Here is a 26,367-nt window from a genome sequence, read left to right on the forward strand (position 1 = left end):
GGACGGGGTCGGGTTTCGGGGGGTACAGGGGGTTATTAGGCTTTGGGCATGGCTGGGAAGCAGGACGGTGGCGGATCGTTGCGGATGTCCGGCGAGCTGGCGGCCCGGGTGCCGCAGTTGCTGGACGCGATGCGGTCGGTCGGTACCGGGCTGGAACTGCACTCGACGCTCGACCGGATCTGCGAGACGGCCGCCGAGCTGGCGCAGGCGCGGTACGCGGCGATCGGCGTGGTCGCCGAGGACGGCGACGGGCTCTCCGACTTCGTCTTCCACGGCATCGACGAGGCGAGCGCGGACCGCATCGGGCGGCTGCCGGACGGCCACCGCGGGCTGCTGGGCGCCCTGATCCACCACCCCGAGCCGGTGCTGCTGGCGGACCTCGCCGCCGACCCGCGCTCCTGCGGGTTCCCGCCGCACCACCCGCCGATGCGCAGCTTCCTCGGCGTGCCCATCCGGGTGCAGGGCGAGATCTTCGGCAACCTCTACCTGACGGAGAAGCGGGACGGCGCCGAGTTCGACGACGACGACCTCAGCATCGTCCGGGTGCTCGCGACGGAGGCGGGCATCGCCATCGGCAACGCCCGGCTCTACGGGGCCGCCCGCCAGCGGGAGCGCTGGATCGACGGCTCCGTCGCGGTCACCACCGCCCTGCTGTCGGGCGGCGACGCCGATGACGCGCTCCAGGTCGTCGCCGAGCAGGCCCGCCAGCTGTCCGACTCGGCCGCGGGGATCGTCCTGCTGCCCGCCGAGGAGGGCGGGCTGGAGATCGTCGCCGTGGCGCCGGAGGGCCGGCACGGTGCCCTCGGTGTGGTCATCCCGCCGGAGAGCCAGATCGCCGCGCTGCTGCTCGCCGGCGAGGCCGTCTTCCTGGAGGACGCGGCCACCGACCCCCGGGTGCTCAGCGCGCTCGTCCGCGGCTACGGACCGTCGATGCTGCTGCCCCTCCAGAGCGAAGGACGGGTGCTGGGCTCGCTGGTCACCCTGCGGGAACGGGGCGCCCGTACCTTCACCGAGGCGGAACGCACCCTCGCCGGCCAGTTCGCGGCGCAGGCCGCCCTGGCGCTGAAGATGGCTGAGGCCCAGCGCGACCGGGAACGCCTCGCGGTCTTCGAGGACCGCGACCGGATCGCCCGGGACCTCCACGACCTGGTGATCCAACGGCTGTTCGCGACCGGGATGATGCTGGAGAGCGCTCAGCGTAAGTCCGGCAACCCGGCGGTCCAGCAGGGGGTGGGCAAGGCCGTCGACGAACTCGACGTGACGATCCAGGAGATCCGCACGGCGATCTTCGCCCTTCAGCAGGGGCCGGCCGAAGCGCCCTCCGGACTGCGCACCCGGGTCCTGCGGGAGATCAACACGGCGGCGGTCCCCCTCGGTTTCAAGCCCTCGCACCGGTTCGTCGGACCGGTGGACACCATGGTGGGCGAGCTGACCGGCAAGAACCTGATCGCGGCGCTGCGGGAGGCCCTGTCGAACGCGTTCCGGCACGCGGAGGCCGCCCGGATCGACGTGGTCGTCGACTCCACGGTGACCCTCCCCGACGGAGTGGCCGGGGTCCGGCTCACGGTGGCGGACGACGGGGTCGGCATCCCCGAGGGCGGTCGGCGCAGCGGTCTGCGGAACCTCAAGCGCCGCGCCGAGTCCCTGGGCGGCGACAGTTGGTACGGGCCCGGCATCGGTGAGGACGGCGGGGGCACCGGCGTGGTCTGGCAGGCGCCGCACTGACGGGGAGGGCCCGGGGCGGCCCCGTTCGGTGCGGTCGCCCTGTTCGGCGGTATCCGGCTGATCCGTACGGACCACCTCGTCCCCCGTGCGTACGATCAGTGCGCGCCGGCGCCGTCGAGTCGCGTAACGATCCGTCACATGCCCTTCTCCTCCCGACGCCGCCCCTTCTTCGTCCCGGCCGTGATGTGCGTGCTGCTCGGCCTCGCCGTCCCCCACGTCAGTGCGTACGACGACCCGTACCCGCCCGGTCTCCCCGACGGGCTCGGTGCGTCCGGGCGGGGGGCCGGCGCCGAGGTCGCGCGGCTCTACGAGGAGGCGGCCGAGGCGGCCCGCTCCCACGAGGCCGGCCAACGGGAGGCAGCGGCGCAGCGGCAGCGGGCGGAGGAGCTTGAGCAGCGGCTCGCCCGGGAGCGGCGGGCCATCGAGGAGTTGCACGGGGACCTGGGCCGCATCGCCAGGGCGCAGTACCGGACGGGCGGCGAGGTGCCCTACACCGCACGGATGCTGCTCACCGACCGCCCGGAGGAGGTGTTGCAGGGGCAGCGGGCGGTGCGCCAGGCGGAACTGGCGGTGCGCCAGCAGATCGGCGAGAGCCGCGCGGCGGAGCGACGGCTCGTCCGGGACGAGGCGGCGGCGTCCCGGGCGTGGCGGGCGCTGGCGAGCCGCAACGAACGGCTCGCCGAGCTGAGGCGGGGCATCGAGCGCAAGCTCGAAGAGGCGCAGTGGCGGCTGCGGAGCGAGGCCGAGCGGTCAGTGGCCGCGGGACGGTGCCCGGGAGCGGTCCGGCTGTCCCCGGACGGGCCCCCGACGACCCGTACCTGGGTCGCCCCGCTCGCGGGGTACGAGCTCTCGGCGGGGTTCGGCGGGACGGGGAAGCGCTGGGCCAGCCGGCACACCGGACAGGACTTCGCGGTGCCCGAGGGGACGCCGGTGCGGGCGGTCGGCGAGGGGCGGGTGGCGGCCGTGTCCTGCGGGGGCGCGTTCGGCATCGCCGTCGTGGTGGCGCACCCGGGCGGCTACTACACGCAGTACGCGCACCTGTCCTCGGCGGCGGTCGAGCAGGGCGAGCAGGTGCGGGCGGGCCAGTGGATCGGCCTGTCGGGGACGACGGGGAACTCGACGGGTCCGCATCTGCACTTCGAGGTGCGGCTGACCCCGCAGCTCGGTTCCGGAGTCGATCCGGTGCCCTGGCTCGCCCGGCGCGGCGTCGAGCTGTGAGCCGCCCGGGTGCCGGGCGGCGGCCGTGATCAGTCCGTTCGGCGCGCGGTGAGGAGGCGTTCGATGACGAGGGCGACGCCGTCCTCGTTGTTGCCGGTGGTCCGTCCCGAGGCGGCGGCCAGGACGTCGGGGTGGGCGTTGCCCATGGCGTACGAGGTGCCCGCCCAGTTGAGCATCTCGACGTCGTTCGGCATGTCGCCGAAGGCGATGACCTCGGCGGGGGAGATGCCGCGCTCGGCACAGCACAGTTCCAGGGTGCTGGCCTTGGAGACGCCGGGGCCGCTGATCTCCAGCAGGGCGGTGGGGCTCGACCGGGTGACGTTGGCCCGCTCCCCCACGACGGTGCGGGCGAGGCCGAGGAACGCGTCGGGCGCGAGGTCGGGGTGGTGGGCGAGCAGCTTGAGCACCGGCCCGGCGGCGACGGCCGACCCCGCAGCGAGCAGCTTCTCGGCCGGGGCGACACTCTCCCCGAGGTCGAACGAGAGCGGTGGGTAGGCCGGCTCGTGGTGCAGGCCGCCGGTGCGCTCGATGGCGAAGGCCGTGTCGGGGGCCGCCTGTCGCAGGGTGCGCACCACCTGGAGGGCGGTGTCGGCGGCCAGCTCGCGGACCTTGAGGAAACGGGGGTTGACCGCTCCCCCGTGCAGGTCCACGACGGCGGCGCCGTTGCCGCAGATGGCGATGCCGTGGCCGTGCAGATGGGCGCTCACGACGTCCATCCAGCGGGCCGGGCGTCCGGTCACGAAGAAGACCTCGATGCCCGCCTCCTCGGCGGCGGCGAGGGCGGCGACCGTGCGGGGGGAGACGGACTTGTCGTCCCGCAGCAGGGTCCCGTCCAGGTCCGTCGCGATCAGCCGGGGCGGGAGGGCGGAGGTGGCGGTCGTCCACGGCCGCGGGGATGCTGACGTCACCCCGTCATTCTCGCGCATATGCCAGCACGTGTGTGTGAGGGTCCGCACATGTGAGTGATTATCGACGCCGGGGCCCGTGTGTACGGGGGTGCGGGGGTCACGGCGATCCGTGGGGCTGGTGGGCCCGTGGGGTCGGGACGCGGGCGGTGTCGGGCGCCGGGGTGCGCTGCTGCTGTCGGTGCGCTGTCGGACGGCCGCGCCGGACGTCGGTGGGCCTTGGCGGGCCTCGGTGGGCCTCGGTGGGCTTCGTGCCTCGGCGGACCTCGTGGGACGTAGGGTCGAGGCCATGCGACTGAGTACGGTGATCCTTCCCGTCCACCGGTGGAGCGAGGGGCAGCAGACCTGGCGGCGGGCCGAGGAGCTCGGCTTCCACACCGCGTACACCTACGACCACCTGTCGTGGCGGACCTTCCGGGACGGGCCGTGGTTCGGCACCGTCCCGACGCTGACCGCCGCCGCCACCGTGACCACCCGGCTGCGCCTGGGCACCCTCGTCACCTCGCCGAACTTCCGGCACCCGGTCCCCCTGGCCAAGGACCTCATGTCCCTGGACGACATCTCCGGGGGACGCATCACGTTGGGCGTCGGGGCCGGCGGCAACGGCTTCGACGCCGTCGTGCTGGGCCAGGAGCCGTGGACGCCCAGGGAGCGGGCCGACCGGTTCGCCGAGTTCGTGCCGCTCCTCGACCGGCTGCTCACCAACCCTTCCGTCAGTCATGAGGGCACGCACTACTCGGCGCAGGAGGCCCGCAACATCCCCGGGTGCGTCCAGCGGCCCCGGCTGCCGTTCGCCGTGGCCGCCACCGGCCCGCGGGGCATGGAGCTCGCGGCCCGGCACGGTCAGGCGTGGGTGACCACGGGAGACCCGAAGATCTTCGAGACGGGCACGCCCGCCGACTCCCGTGCCGCCATCGCGGAGCAGATCGAACGGCTGGGCAAGGCGTGCGCGGACCTCGGCCGGGACAGCCGCGAGATGGACAAGGTGCTGCTCACCGGGTTCACCCCCGACCGGTCGGCCCCGTTGGACTCGGTGGACGCGTTCGTCGACTTCGCGGGACGTCACCTGGACCTCGGGATCACCGAGATCGTGATCCACTGGCCGATTCCGGACACCGAGTTCGCGGCTGACCCTGCCGTGTTCGAGCGCATCGCCGTCGAGGCCCCGGACCAGCTCCGCTCCCGCTGACCGGGCCCGATCGGAGCACGTCCGCGGTCGGCCCCGAAGTCGAACCCGGGAGTCGGACCCTCCGAACGGCGGGATGGCCACCCCGCCGTAGGAGGTGCGGCGGCGTGTCGTCAGGGGCGTGTTCCGGCCGTCTTCCGCAGCATTCACGCCGCTCGTGGGGGCGTACCGCGAGTGGCTCCGGGCGGGTACGGGCCATGCGGCTACGGCCGACCGGCGGGGTCCTCGCGATGAGGTGACGTTCCTTCAGCGGTGTACATCACGCCACGCACCGGATTGAGTTCCGGCCTCGCGCCGCGACCCGTACAGCAGCATGGCCCCCGGGGACCGGGGCGCCGATGATCACGCTGCGCACCGGCTCCCCGCAGGTACACCAGGAGCAGGAACGGGACAGGAAGCGGGGAAACATGACGCATCGACGCAGGACTGCGGGCGCCGTGGCGCTGGGATCGGCACTGTTGACGCTGGGCGCGGGGGTGCCCGCGCACGCGACGCAGGGCGGCGCGGGCGGGCAGGACGCCGTCGCGAGCAGCCCGGCCGCACAGCACCCCGACGGGCGGGCCGCCGGCGCGACGGCCGCCGTCGCCCCGGACACCGCGGCGCTGCGCGCGGTGCTCCAGAAGGCGTTGTCCCAGGGTGCGCCGGGGGCGATGGCGCGGATCGACGACGACGGCACCACGTACCGCGTCACCGAAGGGCTCGCGGACCGGGAGGCCCCGCGCAATCTGAGCACCGCCGACCGCTTCCGCGTCGGCAGCGTGTCGAAGACCTTCACGACCGTGGTCGTCATGCAGTTGGTCGCCGAGGGGAAGGTGGACCTCGACACCTCCGTCAACCACTACCTGCCCGGTCTGCTGCCGAACGACGGCATCACCGTGCGCCACGTCCTCAGCCACCGCACCGGGCTGTGGGACTACACCAACGACATGTTCCAGCAGACCGTCCCCGGGTTCGAGGCGGTGCGCAACCGCGTCTACACGAACCAGGAACTCATCGACCTGTCGCTCACCCGGCCCCCGTCCGCCGTGCCGGGCGCCGCGTACTCGTACTCGAACACCAACTTCGTCGTCGCCGGGATGCTGGCGGAGAAGGTCACCGGGGACTCGATCGGGAAGGCGTACCGGACCCGGATCATCGCGCCGCTCGGGCTGAAGAACACCACGTACGTGCACCCCGAGACGGCGATCCCCGGGCGGCACGCGCGCGGGTACCTGACGCAGGACCAGGCCGGCGCCCCGCTGGTGGACTCCACCCGCCAGACCGCCTCCTGGGCGCAGGCCGCGGGCGCGGTGATCTCCAACGCGGGTGACCTCAACCGCTTCTTCTCGGCGCTGTTGGACGGACGGCTGGTCCCGGCCGACGAACTGGCCGAGATGCAGCAGTGGGCGCCCACCAACGCGGCGGGCACCCAGTTCTACGGGCTCGGGCTGCGCCGCCGTGACCTGTCGTGCGGGGTCTCCGTCTACGGGCACACCGGCACCGTGCAGGGCTACTACACCTACGCGTTCACGTCCCGGGACGGGAAGCGGAGCGTCAGCGCGCTCGCCAACACGTCCAACAACGGGAGCGTGCTGACGACGATGGCGGGCACGCTGGAGGCGACGTTCTGTCCGGCGGGGACGGGCGCAGGGGCCGCCGGCGCAGCGGGTGCGGCGTCCGAGCGTGCCGGCGCTGAGGTCGGTGCCGATGCGGGTCCCGTGTACGAGGACGTGGCACCCGGGATCGCCCGGCGCTGATCACTCCCCGGGATGGGGGTCGGGCGGTCCGGTACGCACCGGGCCGCCCGTGGTGCCGCAGCGGTGCGGGTGGTGGGGCCCACCGGGTGGCGGACGTCGGTGGTCACCGGGGTCCGGGGAAGTTCACGTACGCCGGGGGAACGGAGCGCGTCAGCCACACCCCGTTGGCGCTGACGCGGAACTCGTGGCCGGTGCGGTGGAGGTCGCCCGCTCGGACGGTGAGCACTACGGGGCGTCCGCGTCGGGCGCCGACCCGGGTCGCGGTCTCCCGGTCGGGGGAGAGGTGTACGTCGTGCCGGGCCATCGGGCGGAGCCCTTCGACGCGGATCGCCGACAGGTGCGCGGCGACCGTGCCGTGGTAGAGGTACGCGGGCGGGGTCTCGGGGGCGAGCCCGAGGTCCACCGTCACGGTGTGGCCCTGGTTCGCCCGGATGCGGTCGTCCTCCACGGAGAACCGGCGCTTGTCGTTGACGGCGACGACGTGGTCGAGTTCGGCGCGGTCGATCGGGAAGCCGTGTGCCGCGGTGGCGGCGAGAAGGGTGTCGACCTCGACCCAGCCACCGGGATCGAGGGTCAGCCCGAGGCGTTCGGGACGGTGCCGCAGATGCTTCGAGAGGTACTTCGACACCTTCACGGTGCGTCTGTCATCCATCGCCACAGGCTGCCCGGGGCCGCGGATTTCCGCACATGAATTTAGGTCCAGAGGTTTGATCCACAGTCAAGTGTGGTTATCCACAGGTGATTTGGCGATTCTGTGGATAACTTACCTGGGATTCATAGCTATTTGGGTAACTCTCTGCGGTTTTGGTGTTTTTGAGGGTAGGTGCTTTAAATGTCGCTTGTGGGTGTGGGGTTCAGGTGGCGGGGTGGGGTGTTCGGATTGCGTGTGCAATCCATGTCGCCTTGTGGGGAGGTGGGATGGGACTCCTGCGTGGACGCGTGATGGTCGTGCGGCGTGTCGTGCGCGCGGCGGGGTCCAGGTGGCAACGGCCAGGTGAGGTACGGGGGTTCAGGGTTCTGCGCTGAGGGATCGGCGCGTGGAGTTGGCCATGGAGACACGATTCGGTGAGATCTCGGACGAGGTGGTGGGTGGCTGCTGCGCAGGTGTGAACTGTGCCTGGTCCGTGGCGTCCTGAAGGGTGGGCGAGGCAAGTAGGTGGTGCATGAGGGACCTTGGGAGGGGCGTGGCGCAAGCAGGTTGCAAGCAGGGTGTGTTGTTATCGGTGGGGCGAGGGTCTGGAGCCGATGCGGGCGACGGTGCGTAGGGCGCCCGGGGCGAGGCGGGACAGTAGGCGGGCCGCTCGGGCCTCGGGTGTCACCGGGACCACGGCACGGTTGTGGACCACCGCGCGCAGCACCGCCTCGGCGACCTTCTCCGGTGGGTAGTTGCGCAGCCGGTACATCCGGGTGGCCTGCGCCTGGCGTTGCCGCTGCTCCTCAGGTCCCGCACCGGCGAACCGGGTCGTGCCGGTGATGTTGGTGCGGATGACGCCCGGGCAGACGGCCGAGACCCCGATGCCCGCGCCCGCCAGCTCCGCCCGCAGGCATTCGCTGAGCATCAGCACCGCGGCCTTGGTCGTGCTGTACGCGGGCAGGGACCGGGACGGCAGGTACGCCGCGGCCGAGGCGATGTTGACGATGTGGCCGCCCTGCCCGCGGTCGGCCATCTGTGCCCCGAAGAGTCGACAGCCGTGGATGACGCCCCACAGGTTCACGTCGAGGACGCGTCGCCACTCCTCGGGGGTGGTGTCGAGGAAGCGACCTGACAGGCCGACCCCCGCGTTGTTGACCACGACGTCCGGCACACCGTGCTCGGCGGCCACCTTCATGGCGAGCGCCTCCATGGCCGATCGGTCGGCGACGTCGACGGTTTCGCTCCAGGCGTCCCGCGCACCGACCTCGCGGGCCGTCCGTGCGGTGCGCACCGCCGCTTCGGCGTCGCGGTCGACGGCGATGACCCGTGCGCCCGCCCCGGCGAACGCCAGGGCGGTGGCCCGTCCGATGCCGCTGCCCGCCCCCGTGACGAGGACCAGGTGCCCGGCGAACCGGTCGTGGTGGCGGTTCGCGCCCGTGCGTGGCGCGGGCCGGGGCTTCTCGGCGAGGGCGCCCGCGCTGGTGGCAGGACCCTTCTCGTGCACGGTCACGAAGTCCGCGATCCAGGTCGCCAGCAGGTCGGGGCGGGTCCGCGGCGCCCAGTGGCCGGTGTCGACCGTGCGGCGGGTCAGGTCGGGCACCCACTGGTCCAGGTCGTCGTAGAGGCTGGGCGACAGGTACGCGTCCCGCAGGGGAACGACGAGTTGCACGGGTGCGTGCGCGTGGGCGTCGGCCCGCGGGGACCGGGTGCGGGAGCGGACGTTGTCCCGGTAGAGCCAGGCGCCGCGGGCTCCGTCCGAGGGGGTGGAACGGGTCGGGTGGTCGCCGGGCGGCACCTTCTCGGCGCGGGCGAGGAACGCCGGCCACCTTCTGCCGACGGGGCCGTGCCACACCCGTTCCGGGAGTCCCGGGACGCGCAGCGCGGTCACGTACCAGGACTTGGCGGCCTGCCTGAGCAGCTGGGCGAGCCGCCGGGGGGTGGGGCGGGCGGCCCGGCGCTTCAGCCAGTGGCCGAGGTGGTCGAGGGACGGGCCGGACACCGAGGTGAAGGACGCGATCCGTCCCTCCGCGCGGGCCGCCGTGACGAACTCCCAGGACTGCACCGAGCCCCAGTCGTGCCCCACCAGGTGCACCGGGCGTCCCGGGCTGACGGCGTCCACGACGGCGAGGAAGTCGTCGGTCAGCTTCTCCAGCGTGAATCCGCCGCGCAGCGGCCGTGGCGCCGTCGAACCGCCGTGCCCCCGCACGTCGTAGAGGACCACGTGGCAGCCGTGGCGGTCCGCGAGCCGTGCGGCCACCTCGGACCACACCTCCTTGGAGTCGGGGTACCCGTGCACCAACACGACCGTGGGCCGGGCGGGATCGCCCAGCTCCGCCACGCACAACTCCACGCCCCCGGTCGTCACCCGGCGCTCGCGCGCTCCCCGCAGACCCATCGTTCGTCCCCTCGCCCTTCGCCCTCGGTCCGCCGTCGTACGGACGGGACCACCGCCGTCGCGTCACCGTCCGTCACCCAAAGGCGGGCTTCGTGTTCGGAACGTGACGCTTCCGAATGTGACCCCCGCCCGACGATCACGTCAAGGGCCCTTCCGTCCGCCTGTGGATAACCTGCTCGCCGCGTACTCCGGCGTGGCCCCCCGGACGGCGGGGAGGTCTGGCACTTGAGGGGGACCCTTACGGGGCCGTAATACTGGAGTCTGAGATGAGGTCGGCACCGTGGTCTGACGACCGCTGTGGTCCGCGCCACTACCTTCGAATCGTGACTGTGATCGCGACCGAAAGCCTGAGCAAGCGGTTCCCGCGGGTGACCGCTCTGGACCGGCTCTCCATGGACATCGGCCCCGGGGTGACCGGGCTGGTCGGTGCCAACGGGGCCGGCAAGTCCACGCTCATCAAAATCCTGCTGGGCCTGTCCCCCGCCACCGAGGGACGCGCCGCCGTGCTCGGGCTCGACGTCGCCACCGAGGGCCCCGCCATCCGCGAGCGCGTGGGCTACATGCCGGAACACGACTGCCTGCCGCCCGACGTCTCGGCCACCGAGTTCGTCGTCCACATGGCGCGGATGTCCGGCCTGCCACCCACCGCCGCGCGCGAGCGCACCGCGGACACCCTGCGCCACGTCGGTCTGTACGAGGAGCGCTACCGCCCCATCGGCGGGTACTCCACGGGCATGAAGCAGCGGGTCAAGCTGGCCCAGGCCCTGGTGCACGACCCGCAGCTGGTGTTCCTCGACGAGCCGACGAACGGCCTCGACCCGGTGGGCCGGGACGAGATGCTCGGTCTCATCCGCCGCGTCCACACCGACTTCGGCATCTCGGTGCTCGTCACCTCCCACCTCCTCGGCGAGTTGGAACGCACCTGCGACCACGTCGTCGTGGTGGACGGCGGCAAGCTGCTCCGGTCCAGTTCCACCACCGACTTCACCCAGCACACCGCGACCCTCGCCATCGAGGTCACCGATACCGACGAGCATCCGGACGGCACCAGGGCACTGCGCGAGGCGTTGTCCGCCCGCGGGGTCACCACCGACACGGGCGGCGGACTGCCGGGCGCCGGACGCATCGTGCTCCTCACCGCAGACGGCGAGGGCACCTACGACCTCGTCCGTGACGTCGTCGCCGACCTCGGCATCGGCCTGATCCGCATGGAGCAGCGCCGACACCACATCGCCGAGGTCTTCCAGGACGATCCCGGCACCGACAGCGCAGATCCGGTCACCCCCACCGGCCAGGAGCGGAAGGAGACGGTCCGCCATGGCGACTGAACAGTCCACAGCCGGTGCCCAGACCCAGATCCACAACATCGGGTACCGCAACTACGACGGGCCCCGGCTCGGCCGGTCCTACGCCCGCCGCTCGCTCTTCTCCCAGACGCTGCGCGGCTCCTACGGACTCGGCAGGTCCGCCAAGTCCAAGGTCCTGCCCATGCTGCTGTTCGCCGTGATGTGCGCCCCGGCGCTGATCATGGTGGCGGTCGCCGTGGCGACCAAGGCGAAGGACCTCCCCCTGGAGTACACGCGCTACGCGGTCGTCCTCCAGGCCGTCATCGCCCTCTACCTCGCCTCCCAGGCACCGCAGGCCGTCTCCCGCGACCTGCGCTTCAAGACGGTGCCGCTGTACTTCTCGCGCCCCATCGAGCACGTCGACTACGTCCTCGCCAAGTTCGCCGCGATGGCGTCCGCCCTGTTCATCCTGACCGGCGGGCCGCTGCTGATCCTCTACATCGGCGCACTGCTCGCCAAACTCGACTTCGCCGACCAGACCGAGGGGTTCCTCCAGGGCATGGTGTCCGTGGCCGTCCTATCGCTGCTGTTCGCCGGCATCGGCCTGGTGATATCCGCAGTCACCCCGCGCCGGGGCTTCGGTATCGCCGCCGTGATCGCCGTGCTGACCATTTCCTACGGCGCCGTCTCCACCGTGCAGGCCATCGCGTACGAGCAGGACAACGCCGAGGCCGTCACCTGGATCGGCCTCTTCTCCCCGGCCACCCTGATGGACGGGCTGAGCACCGCGTTCCTCGGTGCCACCTCCGCCTTCCCCGGCAACAAGGGGCCGTCCGCCGCCGAGGGAATCGTCTACCTGCTCGTCATCCTGGCCGTCATCGTGGGCTCCTACGCCCTGATGGCCCGTCGCTACCGGAAGGTCGGGCTGTGACCACCATCGAGATCGACCACGCCTCCCGCTGGTTCGGCAACGTGGTCGCCGTCAACGACATCACCATGAGCATCGGCCCGGGCGTCACCGGGCTGCTCGGTCCCAACGGTGCCGGGAAGTCCACCCTCATCAACATGATGGGCGGCTTCCTCGCCCCCTCCAACGGCACCGTCACCCTCGACGGCCAGGGCATCTGGCGCAACGAGAAGATCTACGAGCACATCGGCATCGTCCCCGAACGCGAGGCGATGTACGACTTCCTCACGGGACGCGAGTTCGTCGTCGCCAACGCCGAACTCCACGGCCTCGGCGACCGGGAGGCCCAGGAGGCCCTCGCCACCGTGGCGATGGAGTACGCGCAGGACCGCAAGATCTCCACCTACAGCAAGGGCATGCGCCAGCGGGTGAAGATGGCGTCCGCGCTGGTCCACCAGCCGTCGGTGCTGCTCCTCGACGAGCCGTTCAACGGCATGGACCCGCGCCAGCGCATGCACCTCATGGACCTGCTGCGCCGCATGGGGGAAGAGGGCCGCACCGTCCTGTTCTCCTCGCACATCCTGGAGGAGGTCGAGCAACTCGCCTCGCACATCGAGGTGATCGTCGCGGGACGGCACGCGGCGAGCGGCGACTTCCGCCGCATCCGCCGTCTGATGACCGACCGGCCCCACCTCTACACCGTCCGTTCCAGCGACGACCGGGCGCTCGCCGCCGCGCTGATAGCCGACCCGTCCACCGCGGGCATCGAGGTCGACGTCAAGGAGGGCGTCCTGCGCATCCAGGCCGTCGACTTCGGACGCTTCACCGAACTGCTGCCCATGGTGGCCCGGGCCCACGGCATCCGGCTGCTCACGGTCTCCCCGTCCGACGAATCCCTTGAGTCCGTGTTCTCTTACCTGGTCGCGGCGTAGGAGGCCCACGATGTACGACCCCACTGTCGCCCGACTCACCTACCGGGCCCTGCTCGGCCGCCGTCGCGCCCTCATCCTCTTCGCCCTGCCCGCGCTGCTCATCGCGCTCGCCGTGGCCGTCCGTAGCTTCACCGGTGCGGACGACCAGGTCGCCTCCGACGTGCTCGGCGGCTTCGCGCTCGCCACGATGGTTCCGATCATCGGCGTCATCGCCGGTACGGGAGCCATCGCGCCCGAGATCGACGACGGTTCCGTCGTCTACCTCCTCGCCAAGCCGATCAAGCGGCCGACGATCATCTTCACCAAGCTGATCGTCGCCGTCGCGGTCACCATGGCGTTCTCGGCCGTGCCCACGCTGATCGCGGGATACATCCTCAACGGCAACGGTCAGCAGATAGCCGTCGCCTACACCGTCGCCGCGCTCGTCGGCTCCATCGCGTACGCCGCCCTGTTCCTGCTGCTCGGCACCATCACCCGGCACGCCGTGGTCTTCGGTCTGGTGTACGCACTGGTGTGGGAGGCCGTGTTCGGCACGCTCGTCGCCGGGGCGCGCACGCTCAGCGTCCAGCAGTGGTCGCTGGCCGTGGCGCACGAGGTCGCGGGCAACGACCTCGTCACCTCGGACGTGAGCCTCACCTTCGCCACCGTGCTGCTGGTCGGGGTCACCGTCCTCGCGACCCTGTACGCGGGGCAGAAGCTGCGCACGCTGAAGCTGGCCGGGGAGGAGTGAGCCCGGCCCGGTCCACCTGATCGTCCGGGCGTCTTGACGGTGCCTTCACCCTCCTCCGGGAACCCTGGGGGAGGGGCGGCCCGTTGGTACGGGACGGCCCGAGGAAGGAGCCACGATGGCAGGGGAACCGACGCCGCGGGGTGGGGCCCCGGAGGGGGACGACCGCGACGACTGGGACGCCGTTGAGTTCGACGAGGCGTTCGTCCGGGCCGCGGAGGCCCAGGAGCCGTCCGCACGGGCGCGGATGCTGGCCGAGAAGTGGCGCGGGCAGGCGCCCGAACCGCAGCCGTGGCGTTCGGACGAGCCGCCCGCCGGGTGGTTCTGGTCCAAGGCGCGGCGTCGGAAGTGGCGCAAGCGCTGAGCCACCGGCTAATTCGGTGGCGGCCAACTATCCGGTGCGGGACATTGGTCGTGTGCCGCCGGGCGGTCCGGCGCTGACGACCGGGGAGGAGCGCGACGTGTTCCTGAGTACGTCCCGTTCCCCTCAGGGCAACGGGCGGAGCGCAACACCGGAGTAGTCACTCCGTGGAGTTCGCTCCGTACGGGGAGTTGCCCGGGGCGACCGCTTCGAGCGCGCGAAAGCGCGGGTCGCCCTCCCGGAGGATTGGCCGAGTGGGAAGGCACCGGCTTGCTAAGCCGTGGTCGGGTTGTGCCCGCGCGCGTTCGAATCGCGCATCCTCCGCGAACAGTTCGGTGCCGTGGTCGACGGGACGGCGCCCGGCGGACCGTCACACACCCGTGAGGGCGTTCGTTCCACCAGTGGTGAGGAGGCGCTCCAGGACGTGGGCGATGCCGTCGTCGTCATTGGCGGCGGTGACCTCGTCGGCGATCGCGCGCAGGTCCTCGTGCGCGTTGCCCATGGCGACCCCGTACCCGGCCCAGCTGAACATGGGCAGGTCGTTGGGCATGTCACCGAAGGCGATGGTCTCCGCGGGCTTGACGCCGAGCCGGCGCGCGGCGATCGACAGACCCGTCGCCTTGGTGAGGCCCAGCGGCAGGATCTCCACTATCCCCGGACCCGCCATGACCACTCCGACCAGCCCGCCCGCAGCGGCCCGCGCGGCCGCGGCGAGTTCGTCGTCGCCGAGTCCGGGGCGCTGGATGTAGATCTTGTTCAGCGGCTCGGCCCACGCCTCGGCCCGGTCGGTGAAGGGGACGTACGGCAGCGGTCCGCCGTCGGTGGTGACGTAGTCGGGCTCGACGATCACGTTCCCGTCCAGTCCGTCCCGGCTGACGGCCAGCGCCAGCGTCCCCACCTCGGACTCGATCTTCTCCAGGGCGAGCCGGGCCGTCCCGCGGTCCAGTGTCACGGAGGTCAGCAGCCGCCCGGAACCCGCGTCGTACACCTGTGCTCCCTGGGCGCACACCGCGAGTCCCTCGTACCCGAGGGCGTCGAGGACGTGCCGGGTCCAGGGCACCGCACGGCCGGTGACGACGATGTGCGCGGCCCCGGCGGCGGTGCTCGCCGCGAGGGCCTCACGGGTGCGCTCGGAGATGGTGTCGTCGCTCCGCAGCAGCGTGCCGTCGAGGTCCGTGGCGACCAGCCGGTAGGGGAACGCACCGGGCTCGGCGCCCCGCCGGGCGCCCGGCGCACCGGCCGACGGCTCCCCGGCGGGGGACGGTACGGAAACGGGACGGGCGGGCTGCTCGGCGGGGGTCGACGCGGGGTTCACGTGCTGATCGGCTCCAAGCTGAGTTCGGGGGCGGGCGCCGACGCGCGGGTGCCCTACTTCGGTTCGAGGACCTCGCGACCACCGAGGTACGGGCGCAGCACCCGGGGCACCACCACGGAGCCGTCGGCCTGCTGGTGATTCTCCAGGATCGCCACGATCGTGCGCGGTACCGCGCACAGCGTGCCGTTCAGCGTCGCCAGCGGCTGGAGCACCTTCTTGCCGCCCGTGGTGTCCCGCATCCGCACGGACAGCCGTCGGGCCTGGAAGCTGTCGCAGTTCGAGGCGGACGTCAGCTCGCGGTACTTGCCCTGGGTGGGGATCCACGCCTCGCAGTCGAACTTGCGCGAGGCCGAGGCGCCGAGGTCGCCACTGGCCACGTCGATCACCTGGAAGGGCAGTTCGAGGCCCGAGAGCCACTGCTTCTCCCAGTCCAGCAGCCGCTGGTGTTCGGCTTCGGCGTCCTCGGGCGCGACGTAGGAGAACATCTCGACCTTGTCGAACTGGTGCACCCGGAAGATGCCCCGGGTGTCCTTGCCGTAGGTGCCGGCCTCGCGGCGGAAGCAGGGCGAGAAACCGGCGTAGCGCAGCGGGAGGCTGTCGGCGTCGAGGATCTCGTCCATGTGGTACGCGGCGAGGGGGACCTCGGAGGTGCCGACGAGGTAGTAGTCGTCCTTCTCCAGGTGGTAGACGTTCTCGGACGCCTGGCCGAGGAATCCGGTGCCCTCCATGGCGCGCGGGCGGACCAGCGCAGGGGTGAGCATCGGGATGAACCCGGCCTCGGTGGCCTGGGCGATCGCCGCGTTGACGAGGGCGAGCTCCAGCAGGGCGCCGACGCCGGTGAGGTAGTAGAAGCGCGAGCCGGAGACCTTGGCGCCGCGTTCGACGTCGATGGCGCCGAGGGCCTCGCCCAGCTCCAGGTGGTCCTTGGGCTCGAAGCCCTCGGCCGCGAAGTCGCGGATGGTGCCGTGGGTCTCCAGGACGACGAAGTCCTCCTCGCCGCCCACCGGGACGTCGGGGTGCACCAGGTTGCCGAGCTTGAGGGAGAGCCGCTTGGTCTCCTCCTCGGCCTCGTCCTGTGCGGCGTTCGCGGCCTTGACGGCGGCGGCCAGCTCGCCGGCCTTCTTGAGGAGTTCCTGCTTCTCGTCCCCGGTGGCCTTGGGGATCAGCTTGCCGAGCGCCTTCTGCTCGGAGCGCAGCTCGTCGAAACGGAGCCCGGAGGACCTGCGCCGCTCGTCTGCGGAGAGCACGGCGTCGACGAGGTCGACGTCCTCTCCACGGGCGCGCTGCGAGGCGCGGACACGGTCGGGGTCCTCACGGAGCTGGCGAAGGTCAATCACCCCTCAAGGCTACCGGTGCCCGCTTCCGGCCCACGACTGCGTTTTGCGCGCTGTGAGCAATGTCCTCATTGTCGGACTGTTGGGCGGGTCGGGAAGGGCGATCCGAAGAAAAAGGGGGTGGGGTGTTCCGGTGCGGACGAGTGGGGCGGGAGGTGGCGAAATCAGAGGCGTTTAGCGGACGTGAATGCGTTGTGCGGGGTGCGTGGTCATCCTTCGTGCGGCGACCGCGGGTGGGTGCGGAGGTGGTGGCCGCGGGGGTGCGGGTGGGCCGGGGTGAGGTGTGCCGCAGGGGTGCAGTACCGCGTGTCAGGCGTCCACAAATCGTGCCTGTTCCTTCGGGACGGTGAGGTGCGGGGCGGCTGGTTGACCCCGTTTCCCTTGGGCGGAAGTGGAGTTGGTGACGGTGGCGGGTGGCTGTTGTCCACAGGGAGGGGGTGTGGGGAAGGTTATCCACAGGCTGTGTGAGAGATCTGTGGATGACGGAGCTGATCGTTCCAGCGACTGCACCCATAGCGAGGAAACCTTGGAGGAAACCACTCTCCCACTCACTTTCGAGTGAATTGCCTTCACTCTCACGGGTTGATCAAGGGAAGTCGTGGACGCGGGGTGACGTGCAGTTCTGTGGACGGGGCCAATCGGCCTAGCTGATTTGTCGACCCCCATGGGTACGGTTGTCGACTTGTCCCCAGGTCGCACGGGAGGCTGTGGATAACTTTCCCCGAAGGGGCCCCGCCGAGTGGCGGACGGGTGAGGGAGACGTACGACTACCCGATCAGTGGCTAGAAACGCCCGTCCAGGGACCACGAGAGCCAGTCAGAAGCCTCCGAGAACTCCTGGTCGGAGGTGCCGGGCCGGACGGGCGTCACCTCGTCCAGGGACACGCCGGCCCGGGGGTACGAGCCGAGGAAGCGCACCTGCGGACAGGTGCGTTTCAGCCCCATCAGGGCTTCGCCCACCCGCCGATCGGTGATGTGACCCTCGGCATCGATCGAGAAGCAGTAGTTCCCGATGCCCTGGCCGGTCGGGCGGGACTCGATGCGCATCAGGTTGACGCCCCGGATCGCGAACTCCTGGAGCAGGGCGAGCAGCGCGCCCGGGTGGTCGTCGCCCAGCCAGGCCACCACGGACGTCTTGTCCGCCCCGGTCGGCGCGGCCGGTCGGGCGGGGCGGCCCACCAGGACGAACCGGGTCTCGGCGTTCGCCGCGTCATGGATGTCCGTGACCAGGGCCTCCAGCCCGTACGTCACCGCCGCGAACTCCCCCGCGAAGGCCGCGTCGAACCGCCCCTCCTGGACGAGCCGCGCCCCGTCCGCGTTCGATGCCGCCGACTCCCACACGGCGTCGGGCAGATGGGCGGCCAGCCAGTTGCGGACCTGGGGCTGGGCGACCGGATGACCGGTCACGGTCTTGATGCCGGACAGCTGGGTACCCGGCCTGACCAGCAGCGCGAAGGCGATCGGGAGGACCACCTCGCGGTAGATCATCAGCGGTCCGCCCCTGGCCAGCTCGTCCAGGGTGGCGGTGACTCCGCCCTCGACCGAGTTCTCGATCGGGACCAGCGCCCCCGCCGCGCTGCCGACCCGCACCGCGTCCAACGCGGCGGGCACCGACACCATCGGGATCAGCTCCCGCGTGGCGGCTTCCGGAAGCGTACGGAGGGCGGCCTCGGTGAAGGTTCCCTCGGGGCCCAGATAGGTGTAACGCGTGGCCGACATACGGTCACCCTAATGGGCTCGTGGGTGGTCGCCCCGCGTTTGCTCCGCACGGTCGGGTGATGTGCGCGGTCGGGACTCCGGTCGGGTGCGGAGTCCCGGAACGCGGCCGGTCCCGCGCCGCGGCGCCACGGCCCCTGCCGGTGCTCGGGCGCAGCCATGGTGCCCTGCGGTTCCCGTGCCCCGCTGGTGCCCCCGGCTCCTGCTGCGTTCGCTCACCGCCGCGGTGCCCCGGAGCGTCCCGCGGTCCCCTCCCCGCGACCCTGCGGTGCCCGGTGGCCCAGGTCGCCGGGCAGCCGCCCCGCCAGAGGCGCCCCAGAGCTGCCCCAGAGGTCCTCCAGACGGGCCCGAGGTGCCCCGCGGTCTCCGCCGGTCTCCGCGGGCTCCGTGGTGCGGGGCGCCCGGCCCGGCCCGGTCGGCACGGTCGCGGCCCCGGCCCCGGCGTTCAGCCCTCCAGTAGTGGCTGGCCCACGTAACCGCCGCGCTCCGCGCCGCCCGGTACGGCGAAGAGTCCGCTCGACTCGTGCCGGATGAACCGCGACAGCGCGTCCCCCCGGTCCAGCTTGCGCTGCACCGGGACGAAACCGCGGGCGGGATCGGCCTGCCAGCAGACGAACAGCAGCCCCGCGTCCGGGGCGCCCTTCGCGTCGTACCCGTCGTGGTAGGAGAAGGGGCGGCGCAGCATCGCCGCGCCCCCGTTCTCGTCGGGACGGCTGATCCGGGCGTGCGCATCCAGCGGGATCACCAGGGAACCGTCCGGGCCCAGCTTCTCCAGATCGGGTTCCGTGGTCTCCTCGCCCCCGGTCAGCGGGGCGCCGTCCGACTTGTGGCGCCCGATCACCGCCTCCTGCTCCTTGACGGGCAGGCCCTCCCAGGAGTCCAACAGCATCCGGATGCGGCGGACCACCGCATAGGAGCCGCCCGCCATCCACCCGGGTGAGCCGCCGCCGGGGACCTCGGCCGTACTGGTGCCGCTCGGTTCGTCGGGGACGAAGAGCCGCTGGGCGAAGTCCGGATCGGACGGCTTCGGGTTGCGCGTACCGTCGACCTGGCCCATCAGGTTGCGGGCCGTCATCGGTCGGGCGGTCGCGCCCGGGGAACGGTTGAACCCGTTCATCTGCCAGCGCACCCGTGCCGCGTCGCCCGCCTGCTTCTGGATCGCGCGCAGGGCGTGGAAGGCGACGAGCCCGTCGTTCGCCCCGATCTGCACCCACAGATCACCGTTGCTGCGTGCCTTGTCGAGACGGTCCGACGAGAAGTCCGGCAGGGGATCGAGTGCCACGGGACGCTGCTCCTCCAGTCCCGTCCGGGTGAAGAAGCTGTGCCCGAGACCGAAGGTGACCGTCAGCAGCGAAGGGCCGGCGTCCCGGGCGACCCCCGTGTCCTCGTCGCGGTCCTCACCCGCCATCAGCCGTGCGGCCGTGACCGACCAGCGGCGCAGTAGGGCGCTCGCCTCCCTGCGACCCGCCCCCGGCGCCAGGTCGAAGGCGATCAGATGACCGTGGGTCTGCATCGCGGTGGTGATTCCGGGCTGATGTTTCCCGTGAAACATTGCCGTGTCCGCGCCGACCGAGGACAGCGGGGTGGTCCCCGGGCTGCCCGAGCCGGCGAGGGCGTAACCGGAGGCGGCGCCCACCGCGCCGAGTGCGAGACCGGTGGCCCCGGCCGTGCCGAGCAGACGGCGGCGGGTGACGCCGGGCCCGCCGGTGGCCGCAGGGCCCGCGACCTGCGGTCCGTCCTTCGGTACCGGTGGCCCGGACCGCGGCCCGTTCTTCGGCGCGGGAGGGGTGGTTCGGGTGGGGTCTGCCATGGTTCAGCCGATCTTCACGTTCTTCTTCACCGTGACCTGGTCGATGTCCGAGGTCCGCACCGTCACGGCGATCTCCCACTCGCCCGCGACCGGGAGCTGCACTCCGCTGGCACTCCAGTGTGCGGTGGCGATGCGGTCCGGTGCGACGGCCAGCGGACCGATGTCCTTCTCCTTCAGGGTGAAGGCGACTTTGATCTCGGGGACGTCGTAGCCGCTCCCGTTGGGCCGCTCCACATAGACGTGCAGGCCGTTGCTGCCGATGGACCCGGGGGCCAGGTCGACGGTCACGAGGCCCTTGCCCTCGGCGCTTCCGGTGTCGAACGGCAGCTCCACGCTCAGCGGTCCCGACCTCGCGGCGCCGCTGGTGCTGGCGCGTTCCGCCGACTCCTGGGTGCGCGCCGGCTCGGTCGTGGTGAGCACGGTGGTCACCGCGAGCAGCACCACCGCGACGGAGGTCTCGGCGAGGACCGAGCGGCGCAGGCCCGAGCGGGCGGGGTCGGCGTCGCGGGCCCGCTTCACCCGTGCGGTGGCCACGGCGGTGCGCTGACGGGCGAGCTGGGCGGCCCGTTCGGTGCCGGGCGCGTCGATGCTCGTCGGCTCGGTTCCCGTCGGCTCGGTGCTCGTCGGGTCGGGTGCAGTGCGGACGGTGCCGTCGTCGGCGGCCGGAGCGTCCGTCCCGGCGGTGTCCTCGGCGTCCTGGGCGTTCTCGGTGGCCGTCCCGGCGGGGTGGTTCGACAGGCGTGCGGTCCAGCGGCGGGAGAACCAGGCCGCGGCGAGCACCACGGCGACGAGTCCCACCTTCAGCAGGAGCAGCCGGCCGTAGTCCGTACCGGTCAGGCCCGACCAGCTGCCGACCTGCCGCCAGGACTGGTAGAGCCCCGTCACGGCGAGGACGACCACGCTGCCGAAGGCGAGCGCGGAGAACCGGCGCACCGCGGCGGCGTCGATCGAGGGCGCCCGGTACAGGGCGGTCACCAGGGTGACGAGCCCGCCGAGCCAGGCGGCGACGGCCAGCAGGTGCACCACGTCGAGGGGCATGGCCAGCCCGGTCTGGATGCCGGTCGAGGCGTGTTCGGACAGGGCCCAGGTCGCGGCGATCCCGGCGGCGACCACGACCCCGCCGACCCCGAGGCCGAACGTCAGGTCGCGTTCGGCGACCCCGACGTCCCGGGCCCCGTCCCCGGCTCCGTTCCCGTCCCCGTTCCCGGCTCCGTCCCCGTCCGCGGGTCCTTCCATGCGCTCGTCCCCGCCGGGGGCGGCGTCGCGGTTCGCCACCGTCCGGGCGTACACGCCGAACAGCACGGCGATGAACAGTGCGGCGGCGGCGAGCAGCAGCAGCCGGGAGACGAGGGCGGCGCCGGTCTTCGTCGGGAGGACCTCGCCGAGCAGCTTCAGGTCGAAGAGGTCACCGGGGCTGCCCGAAGTGAGGTACGCGCCGCGGGTCCCCAGCAGCCACAGGGTCGCCGCGACGAGCGCGAGCCAGCCGCCGACGACGACCCGTTGGACGGACCGTACGCCCGAGCCGCGCGGCCAGCAGGCGAGGACGAAGACCGCGCCGCCGACCATGAGCACGTACCCCGCGTAGGACACGTAGCGGCCGATGTCGTACAGGGTGCCGACGACGCCGCCGCCCGCCGTCTGGTCCGGCACCGCCACGGACGTCTTGGACGGTGCCCCCACCGAGAACGTGAACGCCCCGGCGACGGGGTGGCTGTCGGCCGAGACCACCTGGTACGTCACCGTGAACGTGCCGTTGGGCAGGCCCGGCTTGAGCTTCACGGAGTACGAGGTGGCGCCGACCTCCGAGGTGGGCCCGGTGTCCGCGCGGTCGCCCCGGGGGTCGAGCACCCGCAGGGAGTCGTCGGCCAGGGCCACGTTCTCGGAGAACGTGACCGAGACCTGTTCGGGGGCCGTGTCGACCACCGATCCCCGCTCCGGGTCGCTGCCGGTCAGCGCGGCGTGCGCGGAGGCGGGAGCGGCGCCGGTCACCAGTGTCCCGACGACGAACAGGAACAGCAGGAGCACGGTTCTCAGACGGGGAGCGACGGTCTGCACGGGCGGGCCTTCCCTCAGTGGTGGTCAGCGTCGGACGGGTGCGACGACGGCGCGGACTTCCCGTTCGCCGGGTTGTACGTGGCCTCGCGGACGGGCACCTCCAGGGTGATGACCCCCGCCTTCTCGAAACGCAGCTTCAGCGTGACCCGGTCGCCCTGCTCGGGCTTGCGGGTCAGCTCCTCGAACATCAGGTGGTTGCCGCCGCGGGCGAACTCCAGCGTGCCGTCGGCCGGCACGGTGAAGGAGGACTTCTCCTTCATCCGGCCGTTGGCCGTGCTGTGCAGGGTGACCGTCTCGGCGAGGTCGGTGGTGACCGAGGTGAGCCGGTCGGCGCCGCCGGAGTTGCTGACCACGAAGTACCCGGAGGCGAGGTCGGCGGTGGGGGGTGCGGGTATGTACGCGCCCTCCACGGACAGCCGGGGCTTCCCCTCGTCGGCGGTGTCGCCGCCGCAGCCGGTGAGGAGCAGCCCGGTGGCGAGGGCCGCGGCCAGGGCCGTCACCCGCACGGGGCGGACCGCGCGGCGGATCGCGGGGCGGGTCACGGGGCCTCACCCTTGATCAGCTTCGGCAGGTCCTTGGCGTACTCGTCGATGGTGGTGGTTTCGCCGTTGTAGAGGACGTACCCCTTGTCGGTCTTCGGCGAGAAGGCGACGACCTGCTTGCCGTGCATCGACTCGACCTTGCCCTTGGCGTTCTTCTTCGGCGGTTCGATGGCGATGCCGAGCTGGCGGGCCCCGGCCTGGATGGTGTCGAAGTCGCCGGTCAGTCCGGTGAAGGCGGGGTCCTGGGCCTTGAGCCACTTGCCGAGGGAGGCCGGGGTGTCCCGCTCGGGGTCGGTGGTCACCAGGACGACCTGGAGTTCGTCCTGGTCGGCCTTCGGGAGCTGCTTCTTGGCCTGGGCGAGGTTGCCCATGGTCAGCGGGCAGACGTCGGGGCAGTTGGTGTAGCCGAAGTAGATCAGCGTCGGCTTGCCCTGGGTCTTCGCCCGCAGGTCGAAGGACTTCCCGTGGGTGTCGGTGAGGACGAGGTCGGGCTTGGTGAAGGGCGAGTCGAGGACGGTGCCGGCCTGGCGCTTCGTCTCGACGGCCACCTTGTCGGTGACGGCGGCGTCGGAGTCGCCGTCACCGCCGCCGCACGCGCTGAGGGTGAGCGCGGCGGTGAGGGTCAGGGCGGAGGCGATGAGGGTCTTGGTACGCATGGGGCAATTCTCCAGAAGGGCGACGGGCGGCCGTCGGTCGGACCGGTGGTCCGGCCGACGGGCCGTGTCGCCCCGGGCGTCGGGGTGCGGGCCGGCACGGTGGCGCCGGCCCGCGACGGGTGGGCGGAGGTCAGCTCTTAGTGCCGCTGCCGGCCGCCCGGCGGCCGGCGAGCACGCCGAAGGCGATTCCGGCCGCGCCGACGGCGATGCCGGCGATGCCGAGCACCCGGGCCGTGGTGTCGCTGTCGTGGGACGAGGACGCGTTGTCCTTCGCGCCGTCCTCGTGGCCGTGGCCGGCGTCCTTCTCGCCCTTCTCGGCCTCCTTCTCCGCGGAGCCTTCGGCGTCCTTGGCGTCCCCGCCGGTGCCGCCGTGGTGGCCTTCCTCAGCGGCGCTCAGGGCCAGCACGGGCGCCGGGTACTGCGGCTCCTCGCCGCCCTCGGTGGGCGCCTCGATCCAGCGGACGACCTCCTTGTTGGAGTAGGTCTGGAGGGCCTTGAAGACCAACTGGTCACTGTTCTCGGGCAGCTGACCCACGGAGACGGGGAAGCGCTGGAAGAAGCCCGGTTCGACGCCCTTGCCCTCGGCGGTCCAGGTGACCTTGGTGACGGCCTCGGTGATCTTGTTGCCGTGGACCTCGATCGGCTTGTCGAGCTTGCTCTTGGTGACCTTGGCCTTCCAGCCGGGCACGGGCTGCGGCAGCACGGAGGCCAGGGGGTGCTCGGTGGGGAAGGTGATCTCCAGCTTGGTGGTCGAGGCGTCGTCGCGCTCGTTCGGCACCTTGAAGCCGATCGTCGCGTAGCCACCCTTGGCGGCCTCGCCGTCGGGCTGCACGGTGACGTGCGCGAACGCGGGCGACGACAGCACGAACACGGCGGTCGCGGAGGTGGCGGCGGTCAGCAGCACACGGGACTTCTTCATCACGGAAGCACTCCAGTTGCCGTGGCGGTCCACGGCGGTTCGGTGGTACGGGCGTGGGACTGGCAGGGAGAACGGCGGCCGTGCCATCGGGCCCGCCCGGGAAGACGCGGGAGGGCGCGTGGGGGTGGCACACGGCAGCGGGTCGGTCGGCGCCGGGTCGCGCCCCATGCACCGGGACCCGGGAACGCATCCGGTGGGGATGCGGGCGCGGTGACGTCCGTCCGCGGCACGCGGGGCGTGCGGGTGCGGGCGGGCGCCGGCGCGCCGACACGGCGTGGGCCCGCGCGGCGGAGCGCGGCGCGGTGGACGTGTCGGGGTCGGGTCGGTGCGGGGGAACGGGTCGGTGCCGGGATCGGCGTCCGTGCCGTTCGGCGACGGTCGGCGCGGTGCCCGGGAGCCGCCGGTGGGCGCGGCTACGCGGGGGACGCGCCGAAGGCCACGGTGAACGGCGGTCCGCGCCGGATCACCGTGTGGTGCAGCGGCCCGGTCCGCGGGCAGGGCACTCGGGACCGGTCGACCACCGTGGTCCGGGGGCCGTTGGCCGGCGCCCCGGTGAGCCCCGCGAGCTGGGCCCGGACGAAGGAGAGGGCGGCGCGCAGCGCACGGATCAGCGCGCCTTCGGCGACGCCCTGCACGGAGAGCCGGACGAGCCGGACCAGTGCGAGGTCGCCCCGGCGCAGCAGCCAGCCGGCCGCGGCGGCCGACAGGACGTGCCCGAGGAGCATCGGCAGGGTGGGCAGCAGGGCCCAGAGCCCGGCGGACCCGGCCGCGTCGAGGGAGTGCTGCCCCTGGCCGAGGGCCGTCCCGGGGAGGGCGGCGGACGCGTCGAGGATGCGCTGGGCCTGCACCGGGTCGATGGCCGAGGCGCCGGCCCCGCAGACGAGTTGGGCGGCCTGGGCGATCAGCCAGGAATCGGACGACGCCGCGGCCGCGGTGCTCGCCCCGGTGTGCTGGCCGATGCCGAAGACGGCGTGCAGGACGAGCTGGCCGATGCCGAGCAGGGCGGCGATCCCGGCGAGTGACCGGGCCCGTCCGGCGAGCGGCACGGCGACCGCGAACACCCCGAGGAACCCCGCGAGCACCGTCCACCACGGAACGGCCTGGTACGAGGCGAGTACATGACCGGCTGCGGACAGCACGACGCAGACCGCGGCGAACACCGCGGCCCGCAGCAGCCGGAGGTCTCTCCCGGCGCGTTCCTCGCACGGGTGGGGGGCAGTCATGGCCGGGTCATCATCGCACTGGGCCGCGGAGCGCGGTGCGGCAGGTCGGTCCCCGACGGTCCGGTCCGGGGCGGGCGCCCCGCCGCCGTACGGCCGACGGCCGCCCGGTGGGTGCCGAAGGGGCCGCGGTATCCGCTGGTGACGCCTGGTGCACGGCCGCCCGGTCGGGCGCGTCGGCCGTATGGGCGGCATCACGTCGGCGCTGCGATTGCGGTCACTGCGCGATGGCAATACGTAACGGTATGTCGAACCGCAGCCGGGAGCCCGGAGCATGAGCATCTCGTGGTCTGTCCACTTGCGGTGTGACGCGGCGAGTGTCCCGCTGGCACGGCGTCTGCTCCAGCGGACGATGGAGACGGCGGGGGTGGACCCGGAGGTCTGCTACGAGGTGTCGGTCGCCCTCAGCGAGGCGTGTGCCAACGCGGTGGAGCACGGGGGCGCCCCGCACCCCGGGGGCGCCCCGGGCGCGTACCGGGTGTCGGCCTACCTGGACGGGGAGATGTGTCGGATCGAGGTCGCCGACTCGGGCCCCGGTTTCCCGGTGGCGCACCGGCGCGGACCCCGTCCCGTGGCCGCCGGACACCCCGTCGCCGCGGTGAGCGGGTCCGCCGGGTCCGCCGGGGACGATGCCGAGCACGGGCGGGGGCTGTTGCTCATCCGGGAGTTGGCCGACGACGTCCACTTCACCAACCGGCCCGGCCGCGGGGGCGCGGTCGTCAGCTTCGACAAGGCCCTCAAGTGGCGCGCGGACGCCGCCCCGCTGGCGATCGCCTGACCCCGCGCGGC

22 protein-coding genes and 1 tRNA gene are annotated in these 26,367 nt (G+C 72.3%); 11 read left to right on the plus strand and 12 right to left on the minus strand.

Annotation, left to right across the window (positions count from 1 at the left end; translation table 11 throughout):
• Positions 1-48: 48 nt before the first annotated feature.
• Entirely contained in the window at positions 49-1,725 is a 1,677-nt protein-coding gene (locus ACFYOU_RS16475; RefSeq protein ID WP_389773210.1) for a GAF domain-containing sensor histidine kinase, read from the plus strand.
• Positions 1,726-1,863: 138 nt separating this feature from the next.
• The gene (locus tag ACFYOU_RS16480; protein ID WP_391306362.1) at positions 1,864-2,943 is read left to right on the plus strand and encodes a peptidoglycan DD-metalloendopeptidase family protein; all 1,080 of its coding nucleotides are present in this window, start codon (positions 1,864-1,866) and stop codon (positions 2,941-2,943) included.
• 29 nt (positions 2,944-2,972) lie between these two features.
• On the opposite strand, the gene ACFYOU_RS16485 is transcribed toward ACFYOU_RS16480, so the two are convergent.
• Positions 2,973-3,869 (minus strand): Cof-type HAD-IIB family hydrolase, encoded by an 897-nt coding sequence (locus ACFYOU_RS16485; protein WP_391306364.1) that lies wholly within the window; start codon positions 3,867-3,869, stop codon positions 2,973-2,975.
• 268 nt (positions 3,870-4,137) lie between these two features.
• Here ACFYOU_RS16485 and ACFYOU_RS16490 point away from each other — a divergent pair, with 268 nt between their 5' ends.
• Both ACFYOU_RS16490 and ACFYOU_RS16495 read left to right on the plus strand, forming a co-directional pair.
• Positions 4,138-5,037 carry an LLM class flavin-dependent oxidoreductase gene (locus tag ACFYOU_RS16490; protein ID WP_391306366.1) on the plus strand — a complete coding sequence of 300 codons (900 nt, stop codon included), beginning with the start codon at positions 4,138-4,140 and terminating at the stop codon, positions 5,035-5,037.
• 404 nt (positions 5,038-5,441) lie between these two features.
• Positions 5,442-6,770: a serine hydrolase gene (locus tag ACFYOU_RS16495; protein ID WP_391306368.1), complete on the plus strand. Its 1,329-nt coding sequence runs from the start codon at positions 5,442-5,444 to the stop codon at positions 6,768-6,770.
• 103 nt (positions 6,771-6,873) lie between these two features.
• Here the strand turns inward: ACFYOU_RS16495 and ACFYOU_RS16500 are convergent, their stop codons facing one another.
• Together ACFYOU_RS16500 and ACFYOU_RS16505 are read right to left on the minus strand one after the other, a co-directional pair.
• Positions 6,874-7,422 (minus strand): RNA 2'-phosphotransferase, encoded by a 549-nt coding sequence (locus tag ACFYOU_RS16500; RefSeq protein WP_391306369.1) that lies wholly within the window; start codon positions 7,420-7,422, stop codon positions 6,874-6,876.
• 565 nt (positions 7,423-7,987) lie between these two features.
• Positions 7,988-9,799 (minus strand): SDR family oxidoreductase, encoded by a 1,812-nt coding sequence (locus ACFYOU_RS16505; protein WP_391306371.1) that lies wholly within the window; start codon positions 9,797-9,799, stop codon positions 7,988-7,990.
• Positions 9,800-10,128: 329 nt separating this feature from the next.
• Between ACFYOU_RS16505 and ACFYOU_RS16510 the strand changes: the two genes are divergently transcribed.
• The 6 genes from ACFYOU_RS16510 to ACFYOU_RS16535 all read left to right on the plus strand — a co-directional run bounded on the left by ACFYOU_RS16510 (position 10,129) and on the right by ACFYOU_RS16535 (position 14,336).
• A complete protein-coding gene (locus ACFYOU_RS16510) occupies positions 10,129-11,127 on the plus strand; it encodes an ATP-binding cassette domain-containing protein (RefSeq protein ID WP_391306811.1) in 999 nt (332 codons plus the stop codon).
• Positions 11,117-12,016, plus strand: coding sequence for an ABC transporter permease (locus tag ACFYOU_RS16515; protein ID WP_389773194.1), 900 nt, complete (start codon positions 11,117-11,119; stop codon positions 12,014-12,016). The genes ACFYOU_RS16510 and ACFYOU_RS16515 overlap by 11 nt, the downstream gene beginning before the upstream one ends.
• Positions 12,013-12,924 carry an ATP-binding cassette domain-containing protein gene (locus tag ACFYOU_RS16520; protein WP_391306373.1) on the plus strand — a complete coding sequence of 304 codons (912 nt, stop codon included), beginning with the start codon at positions 12,013-12,015 and terminating at the stop codon, positions 12,922-12,924. The genes ACFYOU_RS16515 and ACFYOU_RS16520 overlap by 4 nt, the downstream gene beginning before the upstream one ends.
• 10 nt (positions 12,925-12,934) lie before the next feature.
• Positions 12,935-13,654, plus strand: coding sequence for an ABC transporter permease (locus ACFYOU_RS16525; protein ID WP_385485059.1), 720 nt, complete (start codon positions 12,935-12,937; stop codon positions 13,652-13,654).
• Positions 13,655-13,769: 115 nt separating this feature from the next.
• The gene (locus tag ACFYOU_RS16530; protein ID WP_391306374.1) at positions 13,770-14,015 is read left to right on the plus strand and encodes a hypothetical protein; all 246 of its coding nucleotides are present in this window, start codon (positions 13,770-13,772) and stop codon (positions 14,013-14,015) included.
• A gap of 237 nt (positions 14,016-14,252) precedes the next feature.
• Positions 14,253-14,336, plus strand: a tRNA-Ser gene (locus ACFYOU_RS16535).
• Between the two features lie 46 nt (positions 14,337-14,382).
• Here the strand turns inward: ACFYOU_RS16535 and ACFYOU_RS16540 are convergent.
• The 9 genes from ACFYOU_RS16540 to ACFYOU_RS16580 all read right to left on the minus strand — a co-directional run bounded on the left by ACFYOU_RS16540 (position 14,383) and on the right by ACFYOU_RS16580 (position 25,581).
• Positions 14,383-15,198, minus strand: a complete 816-nt coding sequence (locus tag ACFYOU_RS16540; RefSeq protein WP_391306813.1) for a Cof-type HAD-IIB family hydrolase — start codon at positions 15,196-15,198, stop codon at positions 14,383-14,385.
• A 182-nt stretch (positions 15,199-15,380) separates the two neighbouring features.
• Positions 15,381-16,664: a serine--tRNA ligase gene (gene serS / locus ACFYOU_RS16545; protein WP_389773186.1), complete on the minus strand. Its 1,284-nt coding sequence runs from the start codon at positions 16,662-16,664 to the stop codon at positions 15,381-15,383.
• Between the two features lie 779 nt (positions 16,665-17,443).
• A complete protein-coding gene (gene pheA / locus ACFYOU_RS16550; RefSeq protein ID WP_391306376.1) occupies positions 17,444-18,379 on the minus strand; it encodes a prephenate dehydratase in 936 nt (311 codons plus the stop codon).
• A gap of 442 nt (positions 18,380-18,821) precedes the next feature.
• A complete protein-coding gene (gene efeB / locus ACFYOU_RS16555) occupies positions 18,822-20,186 on the minus strand; it encodes an iron uptake transporter deferrochelatase/peroxidase subunit (RefSeq protein ID WP_391306378.1) in 1,365 nt (454 codons plus the stop codon).
• A gap of 3 nt (positions 20,187-20,189) precedes the next feature.
• Positions 20,190-22,241 (minus strand): copper resistance protein CopC, encoded by a 2,052-nt coding sequence (locus ACFYOU_RS16560; protein ID WP_391306379.1) that lies wholly within the window; start codon positions 22,239-22,241, stop codon positions 20,190-20,192.
• Positions 22,242-22,255: 14 nt separating this feature from the next.
• Positions 22,256-22,783 (minus strand): copper chaperone PCu(A)C, encoded by a 528-nt coding sequence (locus ACFYOU_RS16565; RefSeq protein ID WP_391306381.1) that lies wholly within the window; start codon positions 22,781-22,783, stop codon positions 22,256-22,258.
• On the minus strand, positions 22,780-23,439 hold the full coding sequence (locus tag ACFYOU_RS16570) for an SCO family protein (protein ID WP_391306383.1): 660 nt from the start codon (positions 23,437-23,439) through the stop codon (positions 22,780-22,782). The genes ACFYOU_RS16565 and ACFYOU_RS16570 overlap by 4 nt, the downstream gene beginning before the upstream one ends.
• 130 nt (positions 23,440-23,569) lie before the next feature.
• Positions 23,570-24,358, minus strand: a complete 789-nt coding sequence (locus tag ACFYOU_RS16575; RefSeq protein WP_391306385.1) for a DUF1775 domain-containing protein — start codon at positions 24,356-24,358, stop codon at positions 23,570-23,572.
• 413 nt (positions 24,359-24,771) lie between these two features.
• A complete protein-coding gene (locus tag ACFYOU_RS16580) occupies positions 24,772-25,581 on the minus strand; it encodes a hypothetical protein (RefSeq protein ID WP_391306387.1) in 810 nt (269 codons plus the stop codon).
• A 271-nt stretch (positions 25,582-25,852) separates the two neighbouring features.
• Here ACFYOU_RS16580 and ACFYOU_RS16585 point away from each other — a divergent pair, with 271 nt between their 5' ends.
• Entirely contained in the window at positions 25,853-26,356 is a 504-nt protein-coding gene (locus ACFYOU_RS16585) for an ATP-binding protein (protein ID WP_391306389.1), read from the plus strand.
• Positions 26,357-26,367 lie beyond the last annotated feature (11 nt).

It is taken from the genome of Streptomyces sp. NPDC005955, assembly GCF_042871255.1.
Lineage (GTDB): Bacteria > Actinomycetota > Actinomycetes > Streptomycetales > Streptomycetaceae > Streptomyces.